Source organism: Micromonospora sp. NPDC049051 (genome assembly GCF_043197575.1).
Classification (GTDB): Bacteria; Actinomycetota; Actinomycetes; order Mycobacteriales; family Micromonosporaceae; genus Micromonospora.
Genome location: NZ_JBICTL010000003.1, coordinates 711,277 through 737,160 on the forward strand (window position 1 = coordinate 711,277; position 25,884 = coordinate 737,160).

The 25,884-nt window shown below is 72.4% G+C and carries 27 protein-coding genes; 4 read left to right on the forward strand and 23 right to left on the reverse strand.

What is annotated here, in order from left to right:
• Nucleotides 1-366 carry a hypothetical protein gene (locus tag ACGFIR_RS15275; RefSeq protein WP_393145478.1) on the reverse strand — a complete coding sequence of 122 codons (366 nt, stop codon included), beginning with the start codon at nt 364-366 and terminating at the stop codon, nt 1-3.
• Nucleotides 367-644: 278 nt separating this feature from the next.
• Between ACGFIR_RS15275 and ACGFIR_RS15280 the strand changes: the two genes are divergently transcribed.
• The 3 genes from ACGFIR_RS15280 to ACGFIR_RS15290 all read left to right on the forward strand — a co-directional run bounded on the left by ACGFIR_RS15280 (nt 645) and on the right by ACGFIR_RS15290 (nt 2,604).
• Nucleotides 645-1,058: a hypothetical protein gene (locus tag ACGFIR_RS15280; RefSeq protein WP_393003267.1), complete on the forward strand. Its 414-nt coding sequence runs from the start codon at nt 645-647 to the stop codon at nt 1,056-1,058.
• Nucleotides 1,059-1,074: 16 nt separating this feature from the next.
• Nucleotides 1,075-1,671, forward strand: coding sequence for a cell wall protein (locus ACGFIR_RS15285; protein WP_393145480.1), 597 nt, complete (start codon nt 1,075-1,077; stop codon nt 1,669-1,671).
• 66 nt (nt 1,672-1,737) lie between these two features.
• Entirely contained in the window at nt 1,738-2,604 is an 867-nt protein-coding gene (locus ACGFIR_RS15290; protein ID WP_393145482.1) for a MauE/DoxX family redox-associated membrane protein, read from the forward strand.
• A gap of 45 nt (nt 2,605-2,649) precedes the next feature.
• Here ACGFIR_RS15290 and ACGFIR_RS15295 read toward each other — a convergent pair whose 3' ends face one another.
• The 8 genes from ACGFIR_RS15295 to ACGFIR_RS15330 all read right to left on the reverse strand — a co-directional run bounded on the left by ACGFIR_RS15295 (nt 2,650) and on the right by ACGFIR_RS15330 (nt 13,087).
• Nucleotides 2,650-3,333 carry a response regulator gene (locus tag ACGFIR_RS15295; protein ID WP_393145484.1) on the reverse strand — a complete coding sequence of 228 codons (684 nt, stop codon included), beginning with the start codon at nt 3,331-3,333 and terminating at the stop codon, nt 2,650-2,652.
• On the reverse strand, nt 3,330-5,882 hold the full coding sequence (locus ACGFIR_RS15300) for a DUF4118 domain-containing protein (protein WP_393145486.1): 2,553 nt from the start codon (nt 5,880-5,882) through the stop codon (nt 3,330-3,332). The genes ACGFIR_RS15295 and ACGFIR_RS15300 overlap by 4 nt, the downstream gene beginning before the upstream one ends.
• 92 nt (nt 5,883-5,974) lie before the next feature.
• The gene (locus ACGFIR_RS15305) at nt 5,975-6,856 is read right to left on the reverse strand and encodes a potassium-transporting ATPase subunit C (RefSeq protein ID WP_393145488.1); all 882 of its coding nucleotides are present in this window, start codon (nt 6,854-6,856) and stop codon (nt 5,975-5,977) included.
• Nucleotides 6,856-9,042 (reverse strand): potassium-transporting ATPase subunit KdpB, encoded by a 2,187-nt coding sequence (gene kdpB, locus ACGFIR_RS15310; RefSeq protein WP_393145490.1) that lies wholly within the window; start codon nt 9,040-9,042, stop codon nt 6,856-6,858. Before kdpB ends, ACGFIR_RS15305 begins: the two co-directional genes overlap by 1 nt.
• Before the next feature lie 19 nt (nt 9,043-9,061).
• The gene (gene kdpA / locus ACGFIR_RS15315) at nt 9,062-10,717 is read right to left on the reverse strand and encodes a potassium-transporting ATPase subunit KdpA (RefSeq protein ID WP_393145493.1); all 1,656 of its coding nucleotides are present in this window, start codon (nt 10,715-10,717) and stop codon (nt 9,062-9,064) included.
• On the reverse strand, nt 10,717-10,806 hold the full coding sequence (locus ACGFIR_RS15320) for a potassium-transporting ATPase subunit F (RefSeq protein ID WP_393145495.1): 90 nt from the start codon (nt 10,804-10,806) through the stop codon (nt 10,717-10,719). The genes kdpA and ACGFIR_RS15320 overlap by 1 nt, the downstream gene beginning before the upstream one ends.
• A gap of 232 nt (nt 10,807-11,038) precedes the next feature.
• Nucleotides 11,039-12,175: a CaiB/BaiF CoA transferase family protein gene (locus tag ACGFIR_RS15325; RefSeq protein WP_393145824.1), complete on the reverse strand. Its 1,137-nt coding sequence runs from the start codon at nt 12,173-12,175 to the stop codon at nt 11,039-11,041.
• A 39-nt stretch (nt 12,176-12,214) separates the two neighbouring features.
• Nucleotides 12,215-13,087, reverse strand: coding sequence for a hydroxymethylglutaryl-CoA lyase (locus ACGFIR_RS15330; protein ID WP_393003287.1), 873 nt, complete (start codon nt 13,085-13,087; stop codon nt 12,215-12,217).
• Between the two features lie 113 nt (nt 13,088-13,200).
• Here ACGFIR_RS15330 and ACGFIR_RS15335 point away from each other — a divergent pair, with 113 nt between their 5' ends.
• Entirely contained in the window at nt 13,201-13,860 is a 660-nt protein-coding gene (locus tag ACGFIR_RS15335) for a GntR family transcriptional regulator (RefSeq protein WP_393003289.1), read from the forward strand.
• A 62-nt stretch (nt 13,861-13,922) separates the two neighbouring features.
• On the opposite strand, the gene ACGFIR_RS15340 is transcribed toward ACGFIR_RS15335, so the two are convergent.
• The 14 genes from ACGFIR_RS15340 to ACGFIR_RS15405 all read right to left on the reverse strand — a co-directional run bounded on the left by ACGFIR_RS15340 (nt 13,923) and on the right by ACGFIR_RS15405 (nt 25,845).
• On the reverse strand, nt 13,923-14,882 hold the full coding sequence (locus ACGFIR_RS15340) for an ABC transporter ATP-binding protein (protein WP_393145497.1): 960 nt from the start codon (nt 14,880-14,882) through the stop codon (nt 13,923-13,925).
• Nucleotides 14,879-15,916 (reverse strand): ABC transporter ATP-binding protein, encoded by a 1,038-nt coding sequence (locus tag ACGFIR_RS15345; RefSeq protein ID WP_393145499.1) that lies wholly within the window; start codon nt 15,914-15,916, stop codon nt 14,879-14,881. The genes ACGFIR_RS15340 and ACGFIR_RS15345 overlap by 4 nt, the downstream gene beginning before the upstream one ends.
• Complete coding sequence (locus ACGFIR_RS15350; protein ID WP_393003295.1) at nt 15,913-16,779, reverse strand: ABC transporter permease; 867 nt, start codon at nt 16,777-16,779, stop codon at nt 15,913-15,915. Before ACGFIR_RS15350 ends, ACGFIR_RS15345 begins: the two co-directional genes overlap by 4 nt.
• Entirely contained in the window at nt 16,772-17,785 is a 1,014-nt protein-coding gene (locus ACGFIR_RS15355; protein ID WP_393003297.1) for an ABC transporter permease, read from the reverse strand. Before ACGFIR_RS15355 ends, ACGFIR_RS15350 begins: the two co-directional genes overlap by 8 nt.
• Complete coding sequence (locus ACGFIR_RS15360; RefSeq protein ID WP_393003299.1) at nt 17,785-18,420, reverse strand: isochorismatase family protein; 636 nt, start codon at nt 18,418-18,420, stop codon at nt 17,785-17,787. Before ACGFIR_RS15360 ends, ACGFIR_RS15355 begins: the two co-directional genes overlap by 1 nt.
• Nucleotides 18,421-18,431: 11 nt before the next feature.
• Nucleotides 18,432-19,604, reverse strand: coding sequence for a CaiB/BaiF CoA transferase family protein (locus tag ACGFIR_RS15365; RefSeq protein WP_393003301.1), 1,173 nt, complete (start codon nt 19,602-19,604; stop codon nt 18,432-18,434).
• Nucleotides 19,605-19,775: 171 nt separating this feature from the next.
• Complete coding sequence (locus ACGFIR_RS15370; RefSeq protein WP_393145501.1) at nt 19,776-21,218, reverse strand: FAD-dependent oxidoreductase; 1,443 nt, start codon at nt 21,216-21,218, stop codon at nt 19,776-19,778.
• A complete protein-coding gene (locus ACGFIR_RS15375; protein WP_393003305.1) occupies nt 21,215-22,006 on the reverse strand; it encodes an alpha/beta fold hydrolase in 792 nt (263 codons plus the stop codon). Before ACGFIR_RS15375 ends, ACGFIR_RS15370 begins: the two co-directional genes overlap by 4 nt.
• Nucleotide 22,007: 1 nt before the next feature.
• A complete protein-coding gene (locus ACGFIR_RS15380) occupies nt 22,008-22,631 on the reverse strand; it encodes a BMC domain-containing protein (protein ID WP_393145503.1) in 624 nt (207 codons plus the stop codon).
• Nucleotide 22,632: 1 nt separating this feature from the next.
• Nucleotides 22,633-22,920 (reverse strand): EutN/CcmL family microcompartment protein, encoded by a 288-nt coding sequence (locus ACGFIR_RS15385; protein WP_393003309.1) that lies wholly within the window; start codon nt 22,918-22,920, stop codon nt 22,633-22,635.
• A 19-nt stretch (nt 22,921-22,939) separates the two neighbouring features.
• On the reverse strand, nt 22,940-23,572 hold the full coding sequence (locus ACGFIR_RS15390; protein WP_393145505.1) for a hypothetical protein: 633 nt from the start codon (nt 23,570-23,572) through the stop codon (nt 22,940-22,942).
• A gap of 1 nt (nt 23,573) precedes the next feature.
• Nucleotides 23,574-24,734 carry a methyltransferase domain-containing protein gene (locus tag ACGFIR_RS15395; protein ID WP_393003313.1) on the reverse strand — a complete coding sequence of 387 codons (1,161 nt, stop codon included), beginning with the start codon at nt 24,732-24,734 and terminating at the stop codon, nt 23,574-23,576.
• Nucleotides 24,731-25,501: a hypothetical protein gene (locus tag ACGFIR_RS15400; protein ID WP_393145507.1), complete on the reverse strand. Its 771-nt coding sequence runs from the start codon at nt 25,499-25,501 to the stop codon at nt 24,731-24,733. The genes ACGFIR_RS15395 and ACGFIR_RS15400 overlap by 4 nt, the downstream gene beginning before the upstream one ends.
• Nucleotides 25,502-25,536: 35 nt before the next feature.
• Entirely contained in the window at nt 25,537-25,845 is a 309-nt protein-coding gene (locus ACGFIR_RS15405) for a BMC domain-containing protein (RefSeq protein ID WP_393003317.1), read from the reverse strand.
• Nucleotides 25,846-25,884 lie beyond the last annotated feature (39 nt).

Below are 25,884 nucleotides of genomic sequence, written 5' to 3' on the forward strand. Positions count from 1 at the left end.
TCAGCCCGCGCAGTTGTTGTTGTGCGCGGGCTGGGTCAGCTTCTCCTGGGTGCCGAACTTCGCGTAGACCCGCAGGTAGCACGGCAGCTCGACGTCGCCGTAGTAGCTGGACACCTGGTTGTCGTAGTACGTGGTACCGCTCTGCGCGACCTGCCAGTTGCTGGTGCCGGGATCGCCCGACTGGATCTCCCAGTAGACGTCGCCCGAGCAGCCCTGCAGGCCCTGTGACCAGAGAATGATGTTGGCGCCGTTGTAGATCTCGGACTGCACGAGGGTGCAGCTCGCCGCCTGTGCCGGGCCGGCACCGGCCAGCAGCCCCACGGTCAGCATCGCCCCGGCTCCGACCGCTGACATCAGCTTGCGCATTGTTCGGTCTCCTCCACGGTGGACGGTAGGTGTCACCGGAGGGTATCCCGCGCTGGAGATAAGTTCCACGGCTCTCGACAGCAGAGGCAAAAAATTTCTTTCGACCGATCCACCACCCGCCCCCGGCGACGGCAGGTCCCGGCGCCGCACGGGCGCGGCGCACCTCCCCGGGGCGCGCAGGAACTCGAATACATCCATTGACTTCGATTGTTCGTGCCGAAACAATCACCCTCCATGGAAATCGATCGATGTCGATCAGTGAATCGGAGGGAGGACCCATGGCAGCACTGACCGGAGAGGTGTCCTGGTTCTGCTGCGGCAGCGCCTGGGGGCCCTGCGGCACCGCCGGCGGAGGCGCCTGCGGCACCTGCTCGTCCGGCAACTACCAGCACGCCTGGCCGAACACCTCGGACGCCTGCCTGGCCATCACCCGGCCCCACGCGTGCGGGATCACCGGCATGAGCCGCCGCGGCTGCGGCTTCCGGCACTACACCACCAACCTCTGCAACGGCGCCCGCGTCGGCACCGCCATCGCCGACTGCGGCCCACAGACCGACCTGTTCTGCGGCGAACGCACCTGCTGCGGCTCGGCCTGCGGCAGCAACCGGATCATCGACCTGACGCCCGCCGCGTACAGCGCGATCGCCAGTCTCTCCACCGGGCTGCGGCCCTGCTCCGTCGATTCCGTCTGAACGAGGGAGACCCGCCATGCACCAGACCCTGGACCGGCGCCGGCTGCTCGCCACCGCCGCTCTCGGCGGCGTGGTCGGCGCCACCGCGCTCGGCTCGCTCGCCCCCGAGGCGGCCTTCGCCGCCGAGGCCGCCGTCGTCGAACCCGGCGCCCCCGACCCGAACTTCGCCGAGGGCCGGATCAGCAGGATCACCGGCAGCATGCTGCTGGTGACCGGCTCGGACACCGTACTGCACTCGATCCGCATCACCGACGGCACGAGCATCTGGAAACTGCACCCGACCACCTTCGACCGGATCGCCGTCGGCGACGGCCTCTACGCCCGCGGCGTCCGGCTGCCCGACGGCACCCTCGCCGCCGACTCCGTCTGGGTCAACATCGTCAACCTGCACGCGCACATCGCCGCGGTCGGGCGCAACCTGCTGCACCTCGACCACAAGGGCCACCGGATCGTCGCGCACGTCGTGCCGGACCGCTCCGCCGCCGTCTACAACGGCACCCCGGCCGTCAGCGACCTGTCGCTGCTGCGCGTCGGCCGGCACGTGCAGGTGCTCGGCGCCTGGCATCCGGACACCAACGAGATCGACATCGCCACCGTCTACGCCGCCGCATAGCCCGCAGGTCCCGGCGGCACACCCGCGACCGCCGGGACCTGTCCCGGACCATCCGATGGAGGTTCCATGATCGACATGCTCGCGGCGCTGCAACCGCTGGTCGTCGGTGCGGTGCTGGTCTGGTCCGCCCGGGTGAAGCTCGTCAGCCGGCACGCCGCCACGGCGGCCGGCCGCTCCGCGCTCACCCGACTGCTCGGCCAACGCCGGGCGTTGCCCGCGTACCGGCTGCTCGGCGGCGTCGAGCTGACGCTCGGCGCGCTGCTCCTGCTGCCGCCCGTCCACCGCCTGGAGGCGGTAGCCGCAGCCGTGCTGGCAGCCGGTTTCCTCGGCTTCCTCGCGTACTCCCGCCGAGCCGCACCGGCATCGTCCTGCGGCTGCCTGAGCGCCACCCCGACCCCCGTCACCGACCGCAGCCTGGCCCGGGCCGGGCTGCTGCTGGCCGCGGGCGGACTGGCCTGGACGGCCACCGACGGCTGGTCGACCGCGCTCGCCGACCGACCCGTGGCCGCTGGCGCCGTGCTGCTCGCCGAACTGGCGGCGGTGGTGACACTCTCACCCGAGCTGGACCGGACGTGGCTGCTGCCGCTGCGCCGGCTGCGCGCCCGGCTGACCCACCCGCTACGCGGCGGCGCGGGCGTGCCGCTGCTGGCCACCGTCCAGCAGCTACAGCTCAGCGACGCCTACCGGCGCGTGGCACCGCTGCTCCGCTCGGACGTACGGGAACACTGGGACGACGGCGACTGGCGCTTCGTCGGGCACGCCGGGCGCTACCAGGGTCGACCGATGACCGCCGTGTTCGCCGTGCCGCTGGCCGACCGGGCACCCGACGCCGTACGGGTCGCCGTGGTCGACGACGCCACCGGACAGACCCTGCTCAGTCTGGCCGCCACGGCACCACCCACCGGTCCCCGGCTCCCGGTCGCCCCCGCCTGACCCCGTCGGTGACCCGAAGGTGCGACCGGAGCGGGCGCGCCGCGGTCAGGGCCGGAACCGGTAGCCCATGCCGGGTTCGGTGATGAGGTGGCGGGGGCGGGCAGGGTCGTCCTCCAGCTTGCGGCGCAACTGGGCCATGTACTGGCGCAGGTAGTTGGTCTCACTCTGGTACTCGGGCCCCCAGACGTCGTGCAGGAGCTGACGTTGGCTGACGAGCTTGCCCGGATGGCGCAGCAATAGTTCGAGCACCCCCCACTGGGTGGGGGTCAGCCGGACGTCGACACCGTCGTCCCGGGTGACCGTACGGGCGGCGAGGTCGACGGTGTGCCGGCCGACCCGCGCCGTGGCGGTGGTCGCGTCGACGCTGACGTGCAGCCGTCGGGTCACGGCGCGGATCCGGGCGAGCAACTCGTCGATCCCGAAGGGCTTGGTGACGTAGTCGTCGGCGCCGGCGTCCAGGGCCGCCACCTTGTCCTGGCTGCCGGCCCGACCGGAGAGCACGATGATCGGCACGTGCGTCCAGCCCCGCAGCCCCCGGATGACCTCCACCCCGTCGAGGTCGGGCAGGCCGAGGTCGAGCACCACCAGGTCGGGCGGATCGGCGGCGGCGGCCTTGAGCGCCGCCGTGCCCGTCGCCACCGCCTGCACGTCGTAGCCCCGGACCCGCAGGTTGATCCGCAAAGCGCGGACGATCTGCGGCTCGTCGTCGACGACCAGGATGCGGGTCATTCCGGCTGCCCCTCCGCGGCGCTCAGGGCGGCGGCGGGCAACCGCAGCACCATGGTGAGACCACCCCCGGGGGTGGTCTCGGGAGTGATGCTGCCACCCATGGCCTCGGCGAGCCCACGCGACAGCGCCAGACCGAGACCGACGCCGGTGGCGGCGTCCCGGTCGCCCAGACGCTGAAACGGCAGGAAGACGTGCTCCCACTGATCCTCCGGGATGCCGGGGCCCGTGTCGATGACCCGCAGCTCCACCCGCCCGGCGTGCGCGCTGGCGGTGATGGCCGGGGGCCGTCCGGGCGGACTGTGCCGCAACGCGTTGGCGACGATGTTGACCAGCACCCGTTCCAGCAGCCCCGGGTCGGCGACGGCGGCCGGCAGGTCGGCGGGGATGTCGGTGCTGACCTCGGCCGCCTGCGGACCCAGCTCGTCCAGCGCCCTCGGCACCGCGTCCTCCAGCCCGATCGGCACGCGGGTCACCCCGAGGGCACCGGCCTGCAGGCGGCTCATGTCCAGCAGGTTCGCCACGAGCCGCCCGAGCCGGTCCAGGGACTCGTCGGCGGTGGCCAGCAGCTCGTCGCGGTCGCCCGCGTCGAACTCGACGTCGTGGCTGCGCAGGCTGCTCACCGCGGCCTTCGCCGAGGCCAACGGCGTACGCAGGTCGTGGCTGACCGCGGCGAGCAGCGCCGTACGCATCCGGTCGGCCTCGGCGAGCGGCCGCGCGCTGGCCGCCTCCTCGGCGAGGCGTTCCTGGCGCAGCGCGACGGCGGCCTGCGCGGCGAACGCCTCCACCACACGCCGGTCCGCCGCCTCCAGCCGCCGGCCGGAGAGCACCACGGTGAGCCGGTCGTCCACCGGCACGGCCGTCTCACCCGCACCCGGGTTGCCCGCCGGATCCTCACCGACGCCGGCCACGATCCGCCACGCCCCGTCCTCGCTGGCGCGCCCCGGTCGGCCTTCGGCGTCGGCGACGAGTTCGAGGACGCTGACCGCGCGCAGCCCGAACGTCTCGCGCAGCCGGTCCAGCAGCGCCGGCAGCGGACGCTCGCCGCGCAGGACACCACCGGCCACCGTGGCCAGGGTCTGCGCGTCGGCCGAGGCGCGCGCCGCCTCCCTCGTGCGCCGCGCCGCGACGTCGACGACCCCGCTGACGGCCACGGCGACGGCGACGAAGACACCCAGGGCGAGCAGGTTGTCGGCCTCGGCGATGGTCAGCGTCCGGAACGGGGGCGTGAAGAACCAGTTCAGCAGCAGGGACCCGCCGAGCGCGGCGACCAACGCCGGCCACAGCCCACCGACCAGCGCGACCCCGACGACGCCGGTGAGGAAGAGCAGGATGTCGTTGGTGAGGCTGAGGTCCGGCAGCGCCCGCAGCAGCACCGTCAGCAGCGGCATGCCGAACACGGCGAGGCCGAAACCGAGCAGCCGGCGTCGCCGCGACAGCGCGGCCGGCACGCCCGCGCCGCGCCGCCCCCGGCCCACCTCCGGATGGGTGACCAGGTGCACGTCGATCGGCCCGGACAGGGCCGTGGTGGTCACCCCCACGCCACGGGAGAAGAGCTGCGCGAACCGCCCGCGCCGGCTCGCGCCGAGCACCAACTGGGTCGCGTTGACGCCCCGGGCGAAGTCGAGCAGGGCCGCCGGGATGTCGGTGCCGAGCACCTGGTGGTACGTGCCGCCGAGGCTCTCCACCAGGACGCGCTGCCGGGCGAGCTGCGCCGGATCGGCGCCGGCCAGCCCGTCGCTGCGGGCGACGTGCACCGCGAGCAGGTCCGCGCCCTTGCTGCGGGCCGCGACCCGCGCGGCGCGGCGGACCAGCGTCGCGCCCTCCGGCCCGCCCGTGAGCGCCACCACCACCCGCTCGCGGGCCTCCCAGGTCTCGGAGATCCCCTGCTGGGCGCGGTATGCGCCGAGCTGCTCGTCGACCTTGTCGGCCAGCCACAGCAGGGCCAGCTCACGCAGGGCCGTGAGGTTGCCGACCCGGAAGTAGTTGCCGAGAGCCGCGTCGATCCGGTCGGGCCGGTAGATGTTGCCGTGTGCCATCCGCCGGCGCAGCGCCTCCGGGGTCATGTCGACCAGCTCGACCTGCTCGGCGGCGCGGACCACCGCGTCGGGCACCGTCTCCCGCTGGGTGGTGCCGGTGATGCGCGCGACGACGTCGTTGACGGATTCGAGGTGCTGGACGTTGACGGTCGACAGGACGGTGATGCCGGCGTCGAGCAGTTCCTGCACGTCCTGCCAGCGCTTCTCGTGCCGTGAGCCGGGCACGTTGGTGTGGGCCAACTCGTCGACCACGGCCACCTCGGGCCGCCGGGCCAGCACCGCGTCGAGGTCCATCTCGGTGAACGCGGCGCCGCGGTAGGTCACCACCCGGCGCGGCAGCACCTCCAGGTCGCCGACCATCGCGGCGGTCTGGGCGCGGCCGTGGGTCTCGACCAGGCCGACCACCACGTCGGTGCCGCGCTCGGCGCGCCGCCGGGCCTCCTCCAGCATCGCGTACGTCTTGCCGACGCCGGGCGCGGCCCCGAGGTAGATGCGCAGTTCTCCCCTGGGCACGCAGACATCCTCCCTGATCACCGGCACGGCCGGTCGTCGGACCACGGACCACGGTGGGGGCGGGGCACGCCGGCCCCACCCCACGCCGTCCCTCACCCGACGGGCAGCGCCTCGTCGAGGGCGAGGTTGAGTTCCAGCACGTTGACGGCGGGGGCGCCCAGGAAACCGAGCGCCCGCCCCCGGGTGTGCTCGGCGACGAGACGCCGGACCGCCGCCGGGGCCACGCCACGCTCCCGGGCCACCCGGGCCACCTGGATGTCGGCGTACGCCGGACTGATGTGCGGGTCGAGGCCGCTGCCGCTGGCGGTGACCGCGTCGGCGGGCACGGCGGGGATGTCCGGGGCGGCACCCCGGACCGGCACGATCAGACCACCGGCGGCCACGAGGTCCTCGCCGGGCCGGGCCAGCTCCACGGCCACCCCCTCGTACGTGGCGAGGAACGGGGTGGCCGGGGCGATCTGGTTGGCGCTGACGACCCGGGTGGCGGGGCCGGTGAGCCCGCCGGCGCGGAACACCGCCAGCACCGCCCCCACGCCGTCGTCGGTGCAGTAGGGACGCTGGCCGTCGACGCCCTCGAGTTCGCCGACGGCGCGGCTGCGGGCGCAGACCTGGCTGAGCAGGCTCCGGCTCGACCCCTGCGGATCCTCGGCGAGCGTGTCGAGCACGCTCTCCGGGCCGAGGTTGGACGCGGCGGTGGCCGTCGGGTCGTAGCCGGCTCCGGCGGCCGACGGCCGGGACTGGAAGTACCGGGACACGGGCTCACCGTCGGCGTCGGTGAACGCCTGGCCGATCAGCGCGCTGCCGACCGTCCGGCCGTCGGCGGTGAGCAGGGACCCGTCCGCCCTGTCGCGCAGGCCGGGCAGCCGGCCGGCGCCGACCAGGGCGAGCGGGTACGCCAGGCCGAGCAGCACCGTGAAGACCAGCAGCGCGCGCAGCGCGGCCACGTGTGCGGAGAGCCAGGTGGGCAGGCGCATCAGGAGACCCCCGGGACGAGTTGCAGGAGCAGGTCGACGAGCTTGATGCCGACGAACGGCACGACGATGCCGCCGAGGCCGTAGACCAGCAGGTTGCGGCGCAGCAGCCGCGACGCCGACTCCGGCCGGTAGCGCACGCCGCGCAGGGCCAGCGGGATCAGGGCGACGATGACCACGGCGTTGAAGACGACGGCGGCGAGGATGGCCGATTCGGGACTGGCCAGCCGCATGACGTTCAACGCGTCGAGGCCCGGGTGGATGCCGGCGAACATGGCGGGAATGAGCGCGAAGTACTTCGCCACGTCGTTGGCGATGGAGAACGTGGTCAGCGCGCCCCGGGTGATCAGCAACTGCTTGCCGATCTCCACGATCTCGATCAGCTTGGTCGGGTCGGAGTCGAGGTCGACCATGTTGCCGGCCTCCTTCGCGGCCGACGTGCCGGTGTTCATCGCCACGCCGACGTCGGCCTGGGCGAGGGCGGGTGCGTCGTTGGTGCCGTCCCCGGTCATCGCGACGAGCCGGCCGCCCTGCTGTTCACGCCGGATCAGGGCGAGCTTGTCCTCGGGGGTGGCCTCGGCGAGGAAGTCGTCGACGCCCGCCTCGGCGGCGATCGCCGCGGCCGTACGCGGGTTGTCGCCGGTGACCATCACGGTGCGGATGCCCATCCGGCGCATCTCGTCGAACCGCTCCCGCATGCCGGCCTTGACCACGTCCTTGAGGTGGATCACCCCCAGGGCGCGGGCCGGCTCGCCGTCGACGTGCTCGGCGACCACGAGGGGTGTGCCGCCCGCGCCGCTGATCTCGTCGACGGTCCGCCCGAGCTGCTCCGTGGGCTCGCCGCCGTGCGCGCGGATCCACGCCGTGACGGCGGAGGCGGCGCCCTTGCGGATCCGCCGGGCCGGCCGGGATGCGCTCCCGGCGGCGTCGACGTCGACGCCGCTCATCCGGGTCTGCGCGGTGAACGGCACGAACGTGGCGTGCGGGATCAGGCCCGGCTCACGCTCGCGCAGCCCGAACTCCTGCTTGGCCAGGACGACCACCGAACGGCCCTCGGGGGTCTCGTCGGCGAGGCTGGCCAGCTGCGCCGCGTCGGCGAGCAGGCTCGCGTCGACGCCGTCGACGGGCAGGAACCCGGCGGCCTGCCGGTTGCCGAGGGTGATGGTGCCGGTCTTGTCCAGCAGCAGCGTGTCGACGTCGCCGGCGGCCTCCACGGCGCGGCCGCTCATGGCCAGCACGTTGCGCTGGACCAGACGGTCCATGCCGGCGATGCCGATGGCCGACAGCAGCGCGCCGATGGTGGTGGGGATGAGGCAGACCAGCAGCGACACCAGCACCACGCCCGTCACGCCGGCGTCGGTGATCGCGCCGGTGTCGGGGGCCGCCGCCTGGTAGCCCTTGGCGAAGACGGCCAGCGGCTGGAGGGTGGCCACGACCAGCAGGAAGACGATGGTGAGCGCGGCGAGCAGGACGTTCAACGCGATCTCGTTCGGCGTCTTCTGCCGGTTGGCGCCCTCGACCAGCGCGATCATCCGATCGACGAAGCTCTCCCCCGGCCGCTGGGTGATCCGTACGACGATCCGGTCGGAGAGGACCCGGGTGCCGCCGGTGACCGCGCTGCGGTCGCCGCCGGACTCCCTGATCACCGGGGCGGACTCGCCGGTGATGGCCGACTCGTCGACGCTGGCGATGCCCTCCACCACGTCGCCGTCGCCCGGGATCAGCTGCCCCGCCTCCACCGAGACGACGTCGCCCTGCGCGAGTTCCGGGGCGGGCACCGCCTCTTCACGGTAGGTGCCGGCCGCGGCGCCCGGCGTCCAGCCGTGCAGGCGGGTGGCGACGGTGTCCCTCCTGGCCTGGCGCAGGCTGGCGGCCTGGGCCTTGCCGCGCCCCTCGGCCACGGCCTCGGCGAGGTTGGCGAAGAGCACGGTCAGCCACAGCCAGGCCGTGACGGTGAACGCGAACGCCGACGGGTCGGCCAGCGCGAGAACGGTGGTGCAGGCCGCGCCGATCTCGACGATCAGCATCACGGGGTTGCGCCACAGGATGCGGGGGTCGAGTTTGCGCAGCGCGTCGGGCAGCGACCGCAGCAGCTGCCGCGCGTCCAGCAGGCCACCACCCCGGCTGCCGCGTACGGCGGGGGTGCCCGCCTCGGCCCGGTCGTGCGGTGCCCGCGTGTCGACGGTCATGGTCTCTTTCCTCATCGGGTCACAGCCCTTCGGCCAGCGGGCCGAGCGCGAGCGCGGGCAGGAAGGTCAGCGCCACGAGGATCACCGTGACGCCGGCGACCATCGCGACGAACAGGGGCCGGTGGGTCGGCAGCGTGCCCTCGGAGGCGGGCACCGGTCGCTGGCGGGCCAGCGACCCGGCCAGGGCGAGCACGAAGATGATCGGCAGGAACCGGCCGAGCAGCATGCACAGGCCCAGCGCCGTGTTCCACCACGGCGTGCTCACCGTGATGCCGGCGAAGGCCGAGCCGTTGTTGTTGCTGGCGGAGGTGAACGCGTAGAGCACCTCGGAGAGGGCGTGCGGGCCGACGTTCAGCGCGGTCGCGTCGTTGCCGGTGGCGAAGGCGGTGGCGGTGCCGACCAGCACGAGCGCCGGGGTGACCAGGAAGTACAGCGAGGCGAACCGGATCTCGCGGGAGCCGATCCGCTTGCCCACGTACTCGGGGCTGCGGCCGACCATCAGCCCGGCCACGAAAACCGTGATCACGGCGAGCACCAGCATCCCGTAGAGACCGGCGCCGACACCTCCCGGCGCGACCTCGCCGAGCATCATGTTGCCCAGCGTCATCATGCCGCCCAGCGCCGTGTACGAGTCGTGGAACGAGTTGACGGCCCCGGTCGACGTCAGCGTCGTCGCGGCGGCGAAGGTGGCCGAGTTCGACACGTCGAAGCGCACCTCCTTGCCCTCCATGGCGGCGCCGACGGCCTGCGGGACGGTGCCACCGGCGGTGAGCTCGAAGACGTTGGTCAGCGCGACGCTCGCGAGCGCGAGGACGGCCATGACCGCGACGATCGCGTGGCCCTGCCGGGTCTGGCCGACCATCCGGCCGAAGACGCGCGGCAGGCTGAACGGGATCAGCAGGATCAGGAAGATCTCGATCCAGTTCGTCCAGGAGGTCGGGTTCTCGAACGGGTGCGCGCTGTTGGCGTTGTAGAAGCCGCCGCCGTTGGTGCCGAGTTCCTTGATCACTTCCTGGCTGGCCACGGGCCCGCCGGTGACGGTCTGGGTGCCACCGGTCAGGGTGGCGGCCTCGGTGCCGCCGGAGAGGTTCTGCACCACCCCGCCCGCCATCAGCGCCAGTGCCCCGAGAACCGCGACGGGCAGCAGGATCCGCAGCGTGATCCGGGTCAGGTCGACCCAGAAGTTGCCCAGTTCGCCGGTACGGCTGCGGGCGAAGCCGCGGACCAGGGCCACCGCCACGGCGACGCCGACGGCGGCGGAGACGAAGTTCTGCACCGCCAGGCCGGCCATCTGCACCAGGTGACCCATGGTCGACTCGCCCGAGTACCACTGCCAGTTCGTGTTGGTCACGAACGACACGGCGGTGTTCCAGGCGCCGTGGGCGACGACCGGTTCGTGGCCGAGCGACAGCCACAGGTGGTCCTGGCACCGCTGGAACGCGTACAGGAACAGGATCGACACGGCGGAGAAGGCCAGTACGGCGCGGGCGTACACGCCCCAGGTCTGCTCGGCGGCCGGATCGACGCCGACCAGGCGGTAGAGCCCGCGCTCGACGCGCGTGTGCCGGGTCCCGGCGACCACCCGGTACACGTGGTCGCCGAACGGCCGGTGTACGGCGACCAGCGCCACCACCAGGGACAGGACGAAGAGGGCGCCGGCTGTCGTCGTGGACATCAGAAGCGCTCCGGGAACAGCAACGCGACCACCATGAACACAGCCAGGTCCAGCGCCAGCACCAGGCCGACGGCATCGACGACATTCACAGCTTCTCCACGCCCCTCAGCACGAGGGCGAGTACGGCGAACAGTCCCACCGTCACCAGGACGAACACCACGTCGGACACGCTGACTCCCTTACCGGAACCACTCGGCACGACCGCCTTCCGGCCGTGCCGGGCAATCGAAACTCCGTGGCTCCCCGAGGGGACAGGGGTGATGACGCGATCATGACGGCGGAGGGCCGTTTCTTGACGCCCTCTTCACGCGGCCGGGCTGGTCAGCCGGTCAGCCAGTCCCGGATCTCGTCGCCGTGCTCGTCGAGCCCCGGCGGCGGCAGGTCGTAGCGGGGCGGCGTCGCGGCGAAGCCGATCGGGTTGCGGATGCCGGGCACGCCGCCGGCGACGACCACCGGGTCCAGCCCGAGCTGCCGGGCCAGGTCGACGCCGCCCGCCACGGTGTTGATGGGGGCACACGGCACGCCCGCCGCGCGCAGGTCCCGGAACCACTCGTCGCGGGTCCGCTCGGCCAGTCGCGCGACCAGGATGGGCCGCAGTGCCTCCCGGTTGACCGTGCGGTCCTGGTTGCGCCCGAACCGTGGGTCGTCGGGCAGCTCGGGCAGGCCGAGCACGTGGCACAGCTTGCGGAACTGCCCGTCGTTGCCGGCGATGACGACGAGGTCGCCGTCGGCGGTGGGCAGCGGCTCGTACGGGAACAGGCTCGGATGCCCGTTGCCCATCCGGAACGGCGTCGCGCCGCCGGCCACGTGGCCGCTGCTCTGGTTGACCAGGCCGGACAGCGCGGAGGAGAGCAGGTCCACCTCGACGTGCTGGCCGGTTCCGCAGCGGTCGCGGTGCCGCAGGGCGGCGAGGATGCCGACGGCCGCGTGCAGGCCCGCGATCACGTCGAACACGGCCACCCCGGCCTTGTAGGGCGGACCGTCCGGCTCGCCGGTGAGGCTCATCAGCCCGGAGGCGGCCTGGACCACCAGGTCGTAGCCGGGCAGGTCGGCGCCGCCACCGGCGCCGAACCCGCTGATCGAGGCGTAGACGATCCGCTCGTTGACGGCGGCGACGCTGTCGTAGTCGAGGCCGAAGCGCCGCAGGCCGCCGGGCCGGAAGTTCTGGATCATGACGTCGGCGCGGCGGACGAGCTCCCGGGCGACGTCCAGGTCGGCGGGGTCGGCGAGGTCGAGGGCGATGGAACGCTTGTTGCGGTTGACGCCGAGGTAGTAGGTGGAGGTGCCCTCCCGCACGGGCGGCGTCCACGTCCGGGTGTCGTCCCCGCCCGGCCCCTCCACCTTGATGACGTCGGCGCCGAGGTCGGCCAGGAGCATGGTCGCGTACGGGCCGGCGAGGATCCGTGAGAAGTCGGCGACGAGGACGCCGCTGAGCGGCCCGGACGCCTGCTCCCCCATCGCCACGCTTCCCTCCCCTGTCGACTCGACGCGGACCGCTCAGCCCTTCCCGGCCAGCTCGCCCGGGAACCAGCCGGCCCGGCCGAGCGCGCCCGGCAGCACCGCCTTGCCGAGCTGCTCGCCGATCCAGTCCGCCGTCTCGACGACCTTGCGGGGGTCGAGGCCGGTCGGGTGGCCGGAACGGTGCAGCGCGTAGGTCAGGTCCTCGGTGGCGACGTTACCGGTGGCCGCCGGGGCGAAGGGGCAGCCGCCGATCCCGCCGACGCTCGCGTCGAGCACCGTCATGCCGGCCTCGACCGCCGCCAGGGCGTTGGCGATGCCGGTGTTGCGCGTGTCGTGGAAGTGGCCACGCAGGGGCACGCCCGGTGCCGCCGCCGTCGCCGCGGCCACCAGTTCCCGGACCTGGCTGGGCACGCCCACGCCGATGGTGTCGGCCAGGGCGATCTCGTCGGGCCCGCCGTCGGCCAGCCGGCGGACGAGGTCACCGACGGTCGCCGGGGAGACGTCGCCCTCGAAGGGGCAGCCGAAGGCGGCGGCGACGGTGACGCTGGCCCGCAGCCCGGCCGCGTGGGTGGCCCGCGCGATGTCGTGCCACGCCCGGACCATCTCGTCGACGGAGGCGCCCTGGTTGCGCCGGCCGAAGGTCTCGGTGGTGATGACGACGCAGTTCACCTCGTCCACCCCGGCCGCGAGCGCCCGGTCCAGCCCGCGCCGGTTGAGCACCAGACCGATGTACGACACGTCGTCGCGCCGGGGCACCGCGGCCATGACGGCCTCCGCGTCGGCCATCTGGGGTACCCGGTCGGCGCGGACGAACGACACCGCCTCGACCCGCCGGGCGCCCGCGTCGACGCACCGCCGGATCAGTTCGACCTTGCGCGCCGTCGGCAGGATCTCGGCTTCGTTCTGCAAACCGTCGCGAGGGGACACTTCTACCAATTGAACTGCCATGTGTATACAATCTCAGACCGTCGGGCACGCGGCAAGGAGTAGTGCCGCACGCCGCTCACACCACGGAGGCACGGTTGACGAATGCGGCGGAGGACGCCTACGAGGCGTTACGGAGCGCGATTCTGAGCGGCGCGATCGGCCCACGCGAACGCCTGGGTGAGGTCGAACTGTCCCGGCAGTTCGGCGTGAGCAGGACCCCGATCCGGGAGGCCCTGCGCCGGCTCACAGCCGAGGGCCTCGTCGTCTTCCAGCCCAACCGTGGCGCGCGGGTGGCCGAGTGGTCGCTCGTCGACCTGCAGGAGATCTACGAGATCCGCGCACGTCTGGAGAGCTACGGCGCGTCGCTGGCCGCCAAGCGCATCGACGCCGACTGCCTGCCGAAGCTGAGCCTGCTCTGCGACCAGATGGAGGAACGCGCGCAGCGGATGACCCTGCCGGACCTGGAGCAGATCGCCAACCTCAACTCCGAACTGCACGGACTGGTCATCAGCGCCGCCGCCAGCCCCCGGCTCACCTCGCTGCTGTCGGCGGTCGTGGAGGTGCCGCTCATCGTCCGGGCGTTCCGTCTGTACTCACCGGACGCGCTGGCCCGCAGCATGGCGCACCACCGTGATCTCGTGGCGGCGCTGCGGGCCAGGGACGCCGACTGGGCGGCGAGCACCATGCGGGCACACGTGCTGGCCGCCCGGACGGTGCTCCTGGACGCCATGGTGGACGGCGGCTCCGAAGCCTGAGGGCGGCCGGCGACGGCCGGCCGGGTGCTCGCCGATCCTCGGCGACACCCGGCCGGCCGTCGTCAGCTCGCGGACGCGCCCGGCTTGATGCAGGCCACCTCGCGGTCGGCGTCGACCGGGGTCAGGCGCACCTCGGTCTGCGCACACCGGTCCTCGCCCACCGGGCACCGTCCGTACAGGACGCATCCCTTCACGAGCGTGGTCGGGCTCATCGGGTCGCCGACGAGGCGGGCCGGCGGCATCTCCTCGTCGGGGTCGACGGGCAGGGCCGCGGCCAGCAGCGCCTGGGTGTACGGGTGCCGCGGGTCGGCGAACACCCGCTCGGAGGGGCCCGTCTCGACGACGCGTCCCCGGTACATGACCGCGATCCGGTCGCTGACGTAGCGGACCGTGTGGATGTCGTGCGAGATGAACAGGTAGCCCATGCCGAGCTCCGCCTGCAGGTCGGCCAGCAGTTGCAGGATCTGGGCGCGTACCGACAGGTCGAGCGACGAGGTGGGCTCGTCGAGGACGATCAGGGACGGCTCGGTCACGACGGCCCGGGCGATGCCCACCCGCTGCTGCTGCCCGCCGCTGAGCTCACCGGGATAGCGCCGCGCCATGTCCGGCGGGAGCCCCACCTGTTCGATGACCCGGTCGAACCGGGCCCGCCGGTCCTGCGCCGACATTCCGGGCCGGTGGATGGCGAGCGGCTCACCGATGATGTCGCCCACCCGCATGCGCGGGTTCAACGACTCGAACGGCTCCTGGAAGATGATCTGCATCTTCGCGCGCAGCTTGCGCATCTCCGCGGCGGGCAACGCGAGCACGTCCGTACCCTCGAAGTGGACCGATCCCCGGGTCGGTTCGATCAGTCGCAGCGCCAGCCGGCCCAAGGTCGACTTCCCGGACCCGCTCTCGCCGATGATCGCCACCGTCTCGCCGGCGTCCACCGAGAGCGACACGTCGTCGAGCGCGTAGACCCGCGTGTCTCCCCCGAGGTCGAACTCCTTGCTGACGTTCGCCAGTTCCAGCAGGCTCATCCGACGGCCCCCCTCTCCTGCGGCAGGTGGCACCAGTACGTCTGGCCGGACGCCTCGGTCACCGCTTCCGGGACCACCTGCCCGCACGGCTCGAAGGCGTGCGGGCAGCGGTCCCGGAACGGGCACCCGGCCGGATAGTCGACGAGGTTCGGCAGTCGCCCGGTGAGGTGCACAAGCGGCTGACCCGGCCGGGGAATGGCCCGGATGAGCGCCTGCGTGTACGGGTGCCGCGGCGAGTTGAGCACCTCTCGCACCGTCCCGTGTTCGATGACCTTGCCGGCGTACATGACGACCACCCGGTCGCAGTACTGGGCCACGACACCGAGGTCGTGGGTGACCAGCAGCATCGACCGGTCGTGCTCACGGACCAGGGCGCGGATCAGGTCGAGGATCTGCCGTTGCACGGTCAGGTCGAGACCGGTCGTCGGTTCGTCGGCGATGACGAACGCGGGGTTGAGCAGCATGGCCATGGCGATGACGACCCGCTGGGCCATGCCGCCGCTCAACTGGTGCGCGTAGCCGTCGAGCACCCGGTCCGGGCCGGCGATGCCGACGTCGCTCAGTGCCGCACGCGCCCGGGCCCGGACCTCGCCGTCGGACTTCGCGCCGTGCGCGGCCATGATGTTGGCGAACTGCCGGTGGATGCGCATCACCGGGTTCAGGGCGCTGAACGGGTTCTGCGCGATGAAGCCGATCTCCTTGCCCCGCAGCCGGCGCAGTTCCGCGCCGCGCAGGCCGAGCAGGTCGACACCGTTGAAGCGGGCGGTGCCGTCCACCACCCGCCCCGGAGGGCGTACCAGGCCGAGGATCGACCGGATGGTGACCGACTTGCCGCAGCCGCTCTCGCCGACCACGCCGACGATCTCCGCCCGGTCGACGTGGAAGTCGACGCCGTTGACCGCGTGCACCACGCCGTCCGGCGTGTCGAAGCGTGTGGTCAGCCCGCGTACCTCGAGGAGGCGGCGGCCCGCGCCCTCGGTGTCCGGGCCGGTGGGGCGCCGCCGTGGCCGGCGCAGTGCCTTCAGGGTGCTCATCGTTGCCTCGCCCGGCCGAAGGAGTCCTGCAGTTCGTCGCTGATGGCGTTGAAGCACAGCACGGTCAGGAAGATGGCGAGCCCGGGGAAGACCGAGACCCACCACTGGCCGGTCGTCATGTTCTGCGCTCCTGTCTGGATCATTGCTCCCCAGCTGGCGTCCGCGGCGTTGATGCCGATGCCCAGGAAGGACAGCGAGGCGATCACGACGATCGAGTGCGCCACCGCCAGGGACGCCTGGGCCAGGATGATGCCGGTCATGTTCGGCAGGATGTGCCGGAACATGACGCGTGGTCCGGTCGCGCCGATGGCATGGGCCGCCTCGACGTACCGGCTCTCCCGGATGGTCAGGCCCTCGCTGCGTACCAGCCGGACGAACCGTGGAACGTTGATGATGGCGATGGCCACGACGACGTTCTCGATGTTGTTGCCCATCAGCGCGACCAGGGCGATCGCCAGGATCAGCAGCGGAAAGGCCTGGAAGACGTCGAGCGCGCGCACGACGCGTTCGCCCCAGGGCCCCCGGTGCAGGGCGGCCAGCCCGAGCAGCACGCCGACCACGAGCGAGATCAGCATGCCGGCGAGGGCCAGCGGGATGTCCACGCCCGCCGAGGCCACCAACCGGCTGAACACGTCGAGCCCGAACTTGTCGGTGCCCATCCAGTGCTCGCCGTCGGGTGCCGTGAGGGTGGCGGCGGCGGGCTCGGCCGGATCGTGAGGCAGCGGGGCGAAGTAGGCCGCCGCCAGCATGCTCGTCAGGATCGCGGTCGGTACCCACAGCCGCAGCCGCCGGTGACCCCCGCGTCGCTTCCTGGTCGCCGGGGCGGTGACCGTGGTGGGGTCGGCGGTCAGGGTCTCAGTCATAACGCACCCTCGGATCGAGCACCGCGACGAGGATGTCCAGTGCGGTGAAGGCCAACAGGGTTCCGAAACCGGCGGCCAGGATGAAGCCCTGCACGGCCGGCATGTCGAGCTGGAGGATGGAGTCGATCGCCCACTCCCCGAAGCCGCCCCACGAGAAGATGGTCTCGATGATCGCCGCGCCGCCGAGCAGCGCGGCCAGCAGGATGCCGCCGTAGGTCAGGATCGGGGTCCGCGCCTGCCGGAAGGCGTACGCCAGGACGGTCCGCTCCGGAAGGCCGCAGGCCCGCGCGAACTCGACCTGCTTGGACTCCAGGGCCGGTACGAGCGACGCGTAGGTGCTGCGGGCGAAGTACGCCGAGTAGTAGATGCCCAGCGTCAACACCGGCAGCATCGAGTGCGCCGCCGCCGACCGGAAGATCTGCATGTCACCGGAGAGCAGCGAGTCGACCAGCAGCGCCCCCGTGACGGTCGGTGGCGGCTCGTCCATCAGGCCGAGCCGGCCCACCGGCGCGGGCGCCCACCCGGCGACGTAGAAGCACAGGTAGATGAGCAGCAGGGCCAGGAAGAAGTCGGGAATCGACTGGAACGTGGTGATGACGAACCGGGACGTCCGGTCGGCCATCGTGCCCTTGTAGTACGCGCCCAGCGTGCCGAGGCCCACGCCGAGAATCGCGGCGATGGCGAGCGACAGGAAAACCAGTTCGAGCGTGGCCGGGGCGAACCGCAGGATCTCGGACACGATCGACCGGTCGGTGTAGTACGACGAGCCGAGGTCGCCACGCACCATGTTGGCGAGGTAGTCGACGAACCGCTCCCACAGGGGACGGTCCAGGCCGAGGCGGCGCTCGATCTCGACCAGGTCCTCCGGCGAGGCGGCCGGCCCCGCGATGACCCCGACAGGGTTGCCTGGCAGGGCGTTGACCAGCAGGAACGCCAGGACGATGACGGACAGCAGCCCCAGCGGCAGGAAGAGCAACCGCCGCCGTGCGTACCCGAGGACCCGCATCACACACCTCCCGGTCCGAGTAGCGTCGTCGCCTCGTCCAGGGTCAGGACCTCGGCGTACTTGGCCCCGAGGTCGAACAGGGCGGCCTCGTGCGGACGCGGATCCCGGTCCAGGCACGCGTCGGCGACGACGAGCGGGACGAACCCGTGCTGCAACGCGTCCAGCGCGCTGGCCCGGACGCACCCGCTCGTCGAGGCGCCCGCGACGAGCAGGGCGTCCACCCCCAGCACCCGCAGGGTGCTGGCCAGGCTGGTGCCGAAGAACGCGCTGGCGTACTGCTTGGTCACGACCGGTTCGCCGGCCAGCGGGGCCAGGGCCGGCGGCGCGACGCCGAACTCGCCGCCGCGCTCGAAGACCCGCAGGGCCGGCACCTTGCGCGTGAACAGGCCGCCGTCGAGGCCGCCGGGGCTCAGTTCCACCCTGGTGTGGACCACCGGCGTGCCGTGCCGCCGGGCGGCTTCCAGGAGGGTGGCGCAGGCGCGCAGGGCCGGCGGGTCCTCCTCGCCGGCGTACAGCGGCGACGCCGGGTCGAGGTAGGCCCGCACGAAGTCGACCAGCAGCAGCGCCCGGCGCGTGCCGCGCCCCAGGTCGCCGCCGAAGCCGGCCCTGCGGTAGTCCGCGTGGAGATCGTTCACCGTGTCCGTCCTCAGATGACGCCGCTGGCGCGCAGCTCGTCGATCTCGGAGGTCGCCAGGCCGACGACGTCGGTCAGCACCTCGTCGGTGTGCTCGCCGAGCTGCGGGCCGATCCAGTTGACCTTGCCCGGCGTCATCGACAGCCTCGGCACGACGTTCTGCATCGGGAACTCGCCGAACTCGGGGTGCGCCAGCCGGACGATGGCCTCGCGGGCGGCGAAGTGCTCGTCGTTCAGCATCTCCGGGGCGCGGTAGACCTGACCGACCGGGACGTCGTGCTTGATCATCAGCGCCATCAGCTGCTCGGTGTCGTGCTGCTCCGACCACTTCGAGATGGTCTCGTCCAGCTCGGCCTGGTTGCGGCCGCGCGCGACGTGGGTGCTGAAGCGCGGGTCGGTGCCCAGGTCCGCCATGTCCATGGCCGCCGCCAGCCGCCGGAACACCGTGTCCTGGTTGGCCGCGATGAGCACCAGCCCGCCGTCACGGGTCGGGTACACGTTGGAGGGCGCGATGTTGGGCAGGATGGCCCCGGTGCGCTCGCGCACGTGACCGCCCAACGCGTACTCGGGCAGCAGCGACTCCATCATCGCCAGCACCGCCTCGTAGATCGCCGAGTCGACGACCTGGCCGCGGCCGCTGCGGTCGCGTACCCGCAGGGCCATCACCGCGCCGAGGGCGGCGAAGGTCCCGGCCAGCGAGTCGCCGAGGCTGATGCCCACCCGGCTCGGTGGCGTCTGGGGGTCGCCGACGACGTACCGCAGGCCGCCCATCGCCTCTCCGACGGAGCCGTAGCCGGGCCGCGTCGAGTACGGCCCGGTCTGGCCGAAGCCGGACACCCGGACCATAACCAGACCGGGGTTGTCCTTCGACGTCTGCTCGTAGCCGAGGCCCCAGCGTTCCATGGTCCCGGGGCGGAAGTTCTCGACCACCACGTCGCACTGTGCGATCAGCCGCCGGGCGACCGCCTGACCCTCGGGCGTCCGCAGGTCGACGGTGATCGACTTCTTGTTACGCGCCACGATCGGCCACCACAACGACTTGCCGTGGGGCTTCTCCTGACCCCACTCGCGCATCGGGTCGCCCTGGCGGGGTGGCTCACACTTGATGACCTCGGCGCCGAAGTCGGCCAGCAGCTGGCTGCAGAAGGGCCCGGCGAGCAGGGACCCGAACTCGACCACGCGCACGCCGTGGAGCGGTCCTTCGTGGTGCAGATCGCTAGACATTGGACACCTCTCATAACAGCCCACTGAGTGGTCGTTGTATACAACAGCTATTCGCTGTCAACTGTCAACGGCGGATTTCGCCGACGGGAATCTGGGGAAGGCCCACATTCGGACCTCAGTGCATACAGGGCATCAGAGGTACGCCCCCTGCTGATCGCGCCGGCCGCCCAACCGCCGCCCGAGCAGGCGACCGAACGCCAGCGCCGGGGTCACCGCCATCCCCCCACAGAACGCGGCCCCGCTGGTGGCCCCCATCCCGAGGGCCTCCCCGATGGCGTGCAGCCCCGGGACCACACCCCCATCGGCACGCCGGACCCGCAAGTCGGTGTCGACGTCCAGTCCGCCGAAACTGCACAGCAACGCGGCCACCGAACGCACCGCGTAGTAGGGCGGCCCGGCGACGCGGTGCTCCAGGACCCGCCGACCCAGCGGATCCGATCCCCGCTCGACCGCCAGGTTGTACTCCCGCGTCGTACGCGACAGCCCCTCCGGGTCGATGCCCGCGAGGTGGGCGAGGCCCGCCAGGTCGTCGGCGGCCCAGGCCACGTCCCCCCGGCGCGCCTCCTCACGGAGCCGCTCCGCGCCCCAGGAGGGCACCAGGGACGACCCGGCGTCGATGCTGGCCTCGTCGAACACGATCCAGAACTCGGCCCCCGGCTGCTCCTGCACGGCCCGCTCGTGCCGCGTGACGTCGTCGAGGTCCTCGGCGACGAACCGTTCACCGCGCGCGTTCACCCAGATCTCCCGGGGCGGACGTTCGGCGGGGGCGAGGTGCACCAGCTCGGACCAGAAGTCCACCCGCCCGGGCTGGGAGCGACGTTCGAGCAGGCCGAGCCGTGGGGTGTGCAGGTCGGCGAAGCGGACCCCGGCGCCCAGCGGCAGGGCCATCTCGATCGCGTCGCCCGTCGCGGTCGGCACCGCGTTGGTCACCAGACGCGGCGCGCCCGGGGTCAGCGCGGAGAACAGCGCGGGGTTGGCCCCGTAGCCGCCCGACGCGAGGACCGTCACGCCCGCCCTCAGCTCGCGGGGGCCCTCGGCGGTGTCCACGACGACGCCGGTGACGGCACCGCCCTCGGTGCTCAGGCGCGCGGCGCGGGTCCGCAGCCGCAGGTTGATCCGGCCCGACGCCACCTGCTCGTCGAGGAGCGGCCGCAGCGTCTCGCGGATCGACCGGCCGTGCGCCACCCCCCAGTACGTCCGGGGCCGCGAGTACGGGGAGTGCCCGTGGTAGACCACCGGCGTGCCCGGGGCAAACGGGAAGCCGTTCTCGTCCAGCCAGTCCACGACCCCGGGGGCCTCGTCGACCGCCAGCCGGATCAGGGCCGCGTCCCCCCGGTGGTGCCCGATCCGCGTCACGTCGGCGAAGTGCCGGTCCGGATCGTCGTCGATGCCCGCCAGCCGCTGCCGGCGGGTGCCGGCGGCGCTCATGTGTCCGGCGGAGACCCGCAGCGTCCCCCCGATGTCGTCGTCGGCGTCCACCAACTCGACCCGCAGCCCGGCCCGCGCCGCCTCGATGGCACAGGGCAGACCCGCGGTACCGGCGCCGATGACGATCAGATCCGCGTCCTCGCTCACGGCGCCCCTCCCGGAACCTCGGTGACGAAGGAGGACACCACTGCGGCGAACTCCTCCGGCACCCGCCACGGCAGTTGGCCGGTGGTGTCGGTCAGCCGGACGGCCTTGGCGTCCGGACGGACCGCCAGCGCGATCGCGTCGCAGTGGGCCAGCATGTCCCGCTCGGCGGTCAGCAGGAGCACCGGACAGGGCACGTCGCGCAGGGCGTCGGTCGGGTCGTACCGGAAGGCGGCCCGGTACGCCCAGTTGTAGCGCTCGAACACCGACGCGATGTTCGCCACGGCGAGGTTGACCAGCTCCGGCGGCTGTTCCCAGATCTCCAGGTACCGCGCCCAGAGGTCGCTCAGGTGCCCGCCGGCCGGATCGATCGGCTTGTCGGGCGCCCAGGACGCGCCCAACTCCTCCCGCTCGGCCCGGTCGAGCACGAGCCCCGAGAGGATCGCGTGGGTGACCCGCCCGGGCTCGGCGATCTCGGCGACCGCCAGGGCCAGGGAGGCACCCGTGTGCTGCCCGGCGACGGCGAACTCCTCGATGCCCAGCGCGTCGATCGCGTCGAGCAGCAGGCGCGCGTACCCGGGAATCTCCAGCGGACCGACCGGCGGGTCGGACTGGCCGTATCCGGGCGTGTCGAAGGCGAACGCGCGAAGCGACCGCCCGAGGGCGCCCATGGCGGGTTCGAAGACGTTGGACGCCTGTGGCGACTCGTGGAACAGCGCCACCGTGGGTCCCCGGTCACCGCTCGTGCGGTAGTGGATCTGCCCGCCCGCCGGGCCGACGTATCCGCGCATGTCACTTCCCTCGTGGTCGGTCGGTAGGTGGTGCCGAGTCACCGTCGGACGGCGGGCCGGCCGACGGCGGGCGCCGTCTCGGGGCGGCCGAGCGCGCCGACCGCCGCTTCTGCCCTGCGCCGGTCACGGCCTTCCCCGCCGGTGCCCCGGCCTCGTCGCCCCCGGCCGATGCCCCGGCCTCGTCGCCCCCGGCCGATGCCCCGGCCTCGTCGCCGCCGACCGGCGCCACGCCAGACGCCGGTGCGGCGACCCGCTCCCCGGCGGGCTCCCGTCCGGCAGCCGGCTCACCGGCAGACTCCGCTCCCGCGGCCCGCTCCCCGGCGGCCTGTTCCCCGACGGTCGGGGCCGCCTCGCGGAGCAGTCCCGTCGGGATGGCGGGCCGACCGATGACGGTCGAGTCGAGCGTCCCGCCGACCGCCGCGACGGCGCTCCGCGCGCTCTCGATCGCCGCCCGCACCGACGCCATGTCACCGATGAACGACACCGTGACGAGGCCGGCGCCGATCCGGCGGACACCGATCACCCGCACCTCGGCCGCCTTGGCCATCACGTCGACGGCGACGATCGAGGCGGCCAGTCCGCGCGTCTCGACCACGCCGAGGGCACCCGCATCCCACAGATCCACGTCAGTCCTTCACGTAGTTGATCCACGCCTCGGTCTCCAACCGGTCGACGATCGCGACGATGGTGGAGTCCACAGGCGCCTGACTGGATTGCCGCTCCGCCAGCCGCGCGGCCCCGCCGGTCGCGACCAGGACGACCTCTCCCCTGCCGGCGCCGACGGTGTCGACCGCGACGTACGGCTCTGCGGCAGGCGTCTCACCCAGCGGCGCGACGACAAGCAGTTTCGCTCCCGTCAGCGTGTCGGCCTTGACGGTGCTGACGACCGACCCGATCACCCGGGCGATACGCATGCCGAACCACCTCGTTCCTCTAGCGTCGGTGGGACCAGGGAGTGTTCTCGAAGGCCTGCCGGACGGCGTCGCGGGCCGAGTCGACCTCGGAGTGGAGCCCGGAGACCCACAACCGCCCGAACTGACCCACCCCCCGGACGTCCACGATCTTGACGTCCGCCGACTTCTCCACCTCGTTGGCGACGGCGGAGATGTAGGCGGCCGGCTGACACTCGACGACGAGCATCGACTCGCCGGCCACCAGCAGGGAACCCTTCTTGGACCGGTTCACCAACTGCGCCTGGTAGGCGTCGATGTTGGAGACGATCTTCGCCGAGACGAGTTCCGCGGGTTGCGCGTCCGCCTCGGTCATCCCGAGCAGGTCGAGGATCGTCTGGCCCGCCTGGCGGACGGCGTCCTGCGACATCGAGTGCAGTTCCGTCATGCCGTACTGCCGCTCGACGACCTGGGAGCCCGGCCGGACCCCGGCCCCCTTCACGGCCGCGTCGACCAGCGCGTACACGTCGCTGCCCGGCGAGATCTCCAGGTAGAGCTGGGACATCCCCTCGACGACCGGGTCGCCGGACATGATGCTGCCCATCAGGGCGGCCATCTGCGGCTGGAGCCGGTCGACGAACGCGAACGTCCGCAGCTCGATGCCCTCGCGCGCCACGTCAGCGCCTGCCCACGAGCAGGGCGAGGCTGCCGCTGCGCCGCCGCTCGCCACTCTGCAGGATCCGGCCGGTCGGCGTGGTGACCTCCTCGACGCACTCCCGCTTGCAGGACAGCTCCGAGCAGTCGCCGGTGAACCCGGCGTCCCGCGCGGCCTGGACGAGATCCATGTCCCGCATCGGGCCCCAGAACGGCTCGTTGTTGTTCCAGGTGTCCCAGTCGATGAGGAACTGCACCAGCGGATCCAGGCCCGCGTAGCCGGGGAAGTCCGCGTGGATCATCATGCCGCCGGGGGCGAGCAGCCGGTGGCACTCCCGCAGGATGGCGCGGACCGCGTCCGGCGGCACCTCGTGCAGCAGGATGTGCGAGACGACCAGGTCGAAGTGCCCCGAGGGGAAGTTCGTCGCCTCCGCGTTCTGCTGCGAGAAGTGCACCTTACGGCCCAACGACTCCGCGCGGGCATGCCCGTAGCGCAGCAGGGCCGCGCCGACGTCGATGCCGTGCACCTCGGCGTCCGGATAGGCCTCCGCGTACGGCAGCGTCGAGTTGCCGACCCCGCACCCGATCTCCAGGATGCGCCGGGGACGGAAGTCCCGGTGCTGCTTCTTCAGGTAGTTGTTCACCACCGACTGGCCGTAGTCGTCGTTGAGCGCGCCCATCTGACCCATGGCGTACACGTAGACGCCCCGGTCGTAGAGCGCCCCGGCGGTGAGGTCCTCCGCCACGTACTCGCCCCGGTACCCGCCGGGCATGGCGTGGATGTCGATGCCCCAGAAGTACCAGGGCAGCGTGAAGTCGGGGTCCAGTTCGAGCGAGCCGAGCCCCCGCTCGGCCCGTTTCGCCCGCGCCTTCAGGTCGTCCAGTTGCCGGCCGATGCTGTCCGCCACGACGTTCCAGAGCAGGTCCTGGCTCGCCCGGCGTACGGAACTCCAGAGCTGGTAGTACGGCTCCGGCTCCATCGCCCTGCGCACCGACTGCCGGTCCCGCGGCGGGACACCTTCCTCCCGCTCGTACCGCGGGGCGACGCGGTGCGTGTACAACTCCCGGACCCCCGGGGTCACCTCGTTGGAGATGTGCGACTTCAGCGCCCGGACGAAGTTCTCCCGGGCGAGTTCGTCGTGGTTCTCCTTCGGCAACAGGCCGTGCTGCTGTTGTTGCTTCACTTCCCCTCCCCCACCTGCGTGAAGGCCTGCCGAACGACTTCCCGGTACGACTCCGGGGTCTCCTCCCGCACGATCTCCTCACGCCACTCGTAGAAGACCCGCAGCACCCGGGCGACGAAGGCCGCCGCCTCGGTGTCGCGGACCTCCGCGTCCTCGCCGGAGACGGTGAAGTCGTCCACCGCGCCGCGCTCCACCACCCGCCGGTCGGCGAGCAGACGTTCCAGCGTCATCAGACGTTCGCGCAGCACCCACACCTCGGACGAGAGGGTGACCACCGTGGAGACCAGGGCCTCCATGCCCGGGTCGGCGAAGAACTGGGGCCGGGCCCCCTTCGCCTTCTTGGGCAGCAGCTGACCGGGCAGCGGTTGCGCCTGCTCGGGAGTGCCGACGCCCGGTCCGCCGAAGGCGCCGAGCGCCCGCAACGTCTCGCTGGCCACCGTCGACGCGTCCGCGTCCGGGTTCGCCGACGAGAGCGCGGCGGCGATCGTACGGATGGTCCGCTCCGCCTCCTCCGCGCCCGCGCAGCCGCACGAGCAGCCGTCGGCGTCGTCGCATCCGCCCTGCGTCCCGCCGGAGCCGGCCGCGACCGGTGCTGGCGCCGACTCCGGCGGCACGTCCTGTCCTGTCCTGCGAATGTCGATGCCAAGGCCCCGTGCGATGTCCTCGGCATGCGGGGAGATCAGGTCACGCGGGCCCAGAAGGATTTCGCGCGGCTCGTGCGACCGGGCGATGTCTTCGATATCGACGGCAGTCCACACCCGACTCATGTATCAGCTCCTTCGATGAGCACGCGACGCCTTGGTCAGGCCTTGCTTCCGCCCCGGGTCGCCCCGGTGGGCAGGATCGCCTCGACCTCGCTGTGCGGGCGGGGGATGACGTGCACGGAGACGACCTCGCCCAACCGCGAGGCGCTGGCCGCGCCGGCGTCCGTGGCGGCCTTGACCGCGCCGACGTCGCCGCGGACCACCACCGTGACCAGTCCACCGCCGATGTACTCGGTGCCCACCAGCACGACGGTGGCGGCCTTCACCATCGCGTCGGCGGCCTCGACCGCCGCGACCAGGCCACGGGTCTCGATCATTCCGAGCGCGGACATCTGAAGGTCAGCCATGACAGTTCTCCTCTGCGGGTTGGTCGACGGGCGGGTGCC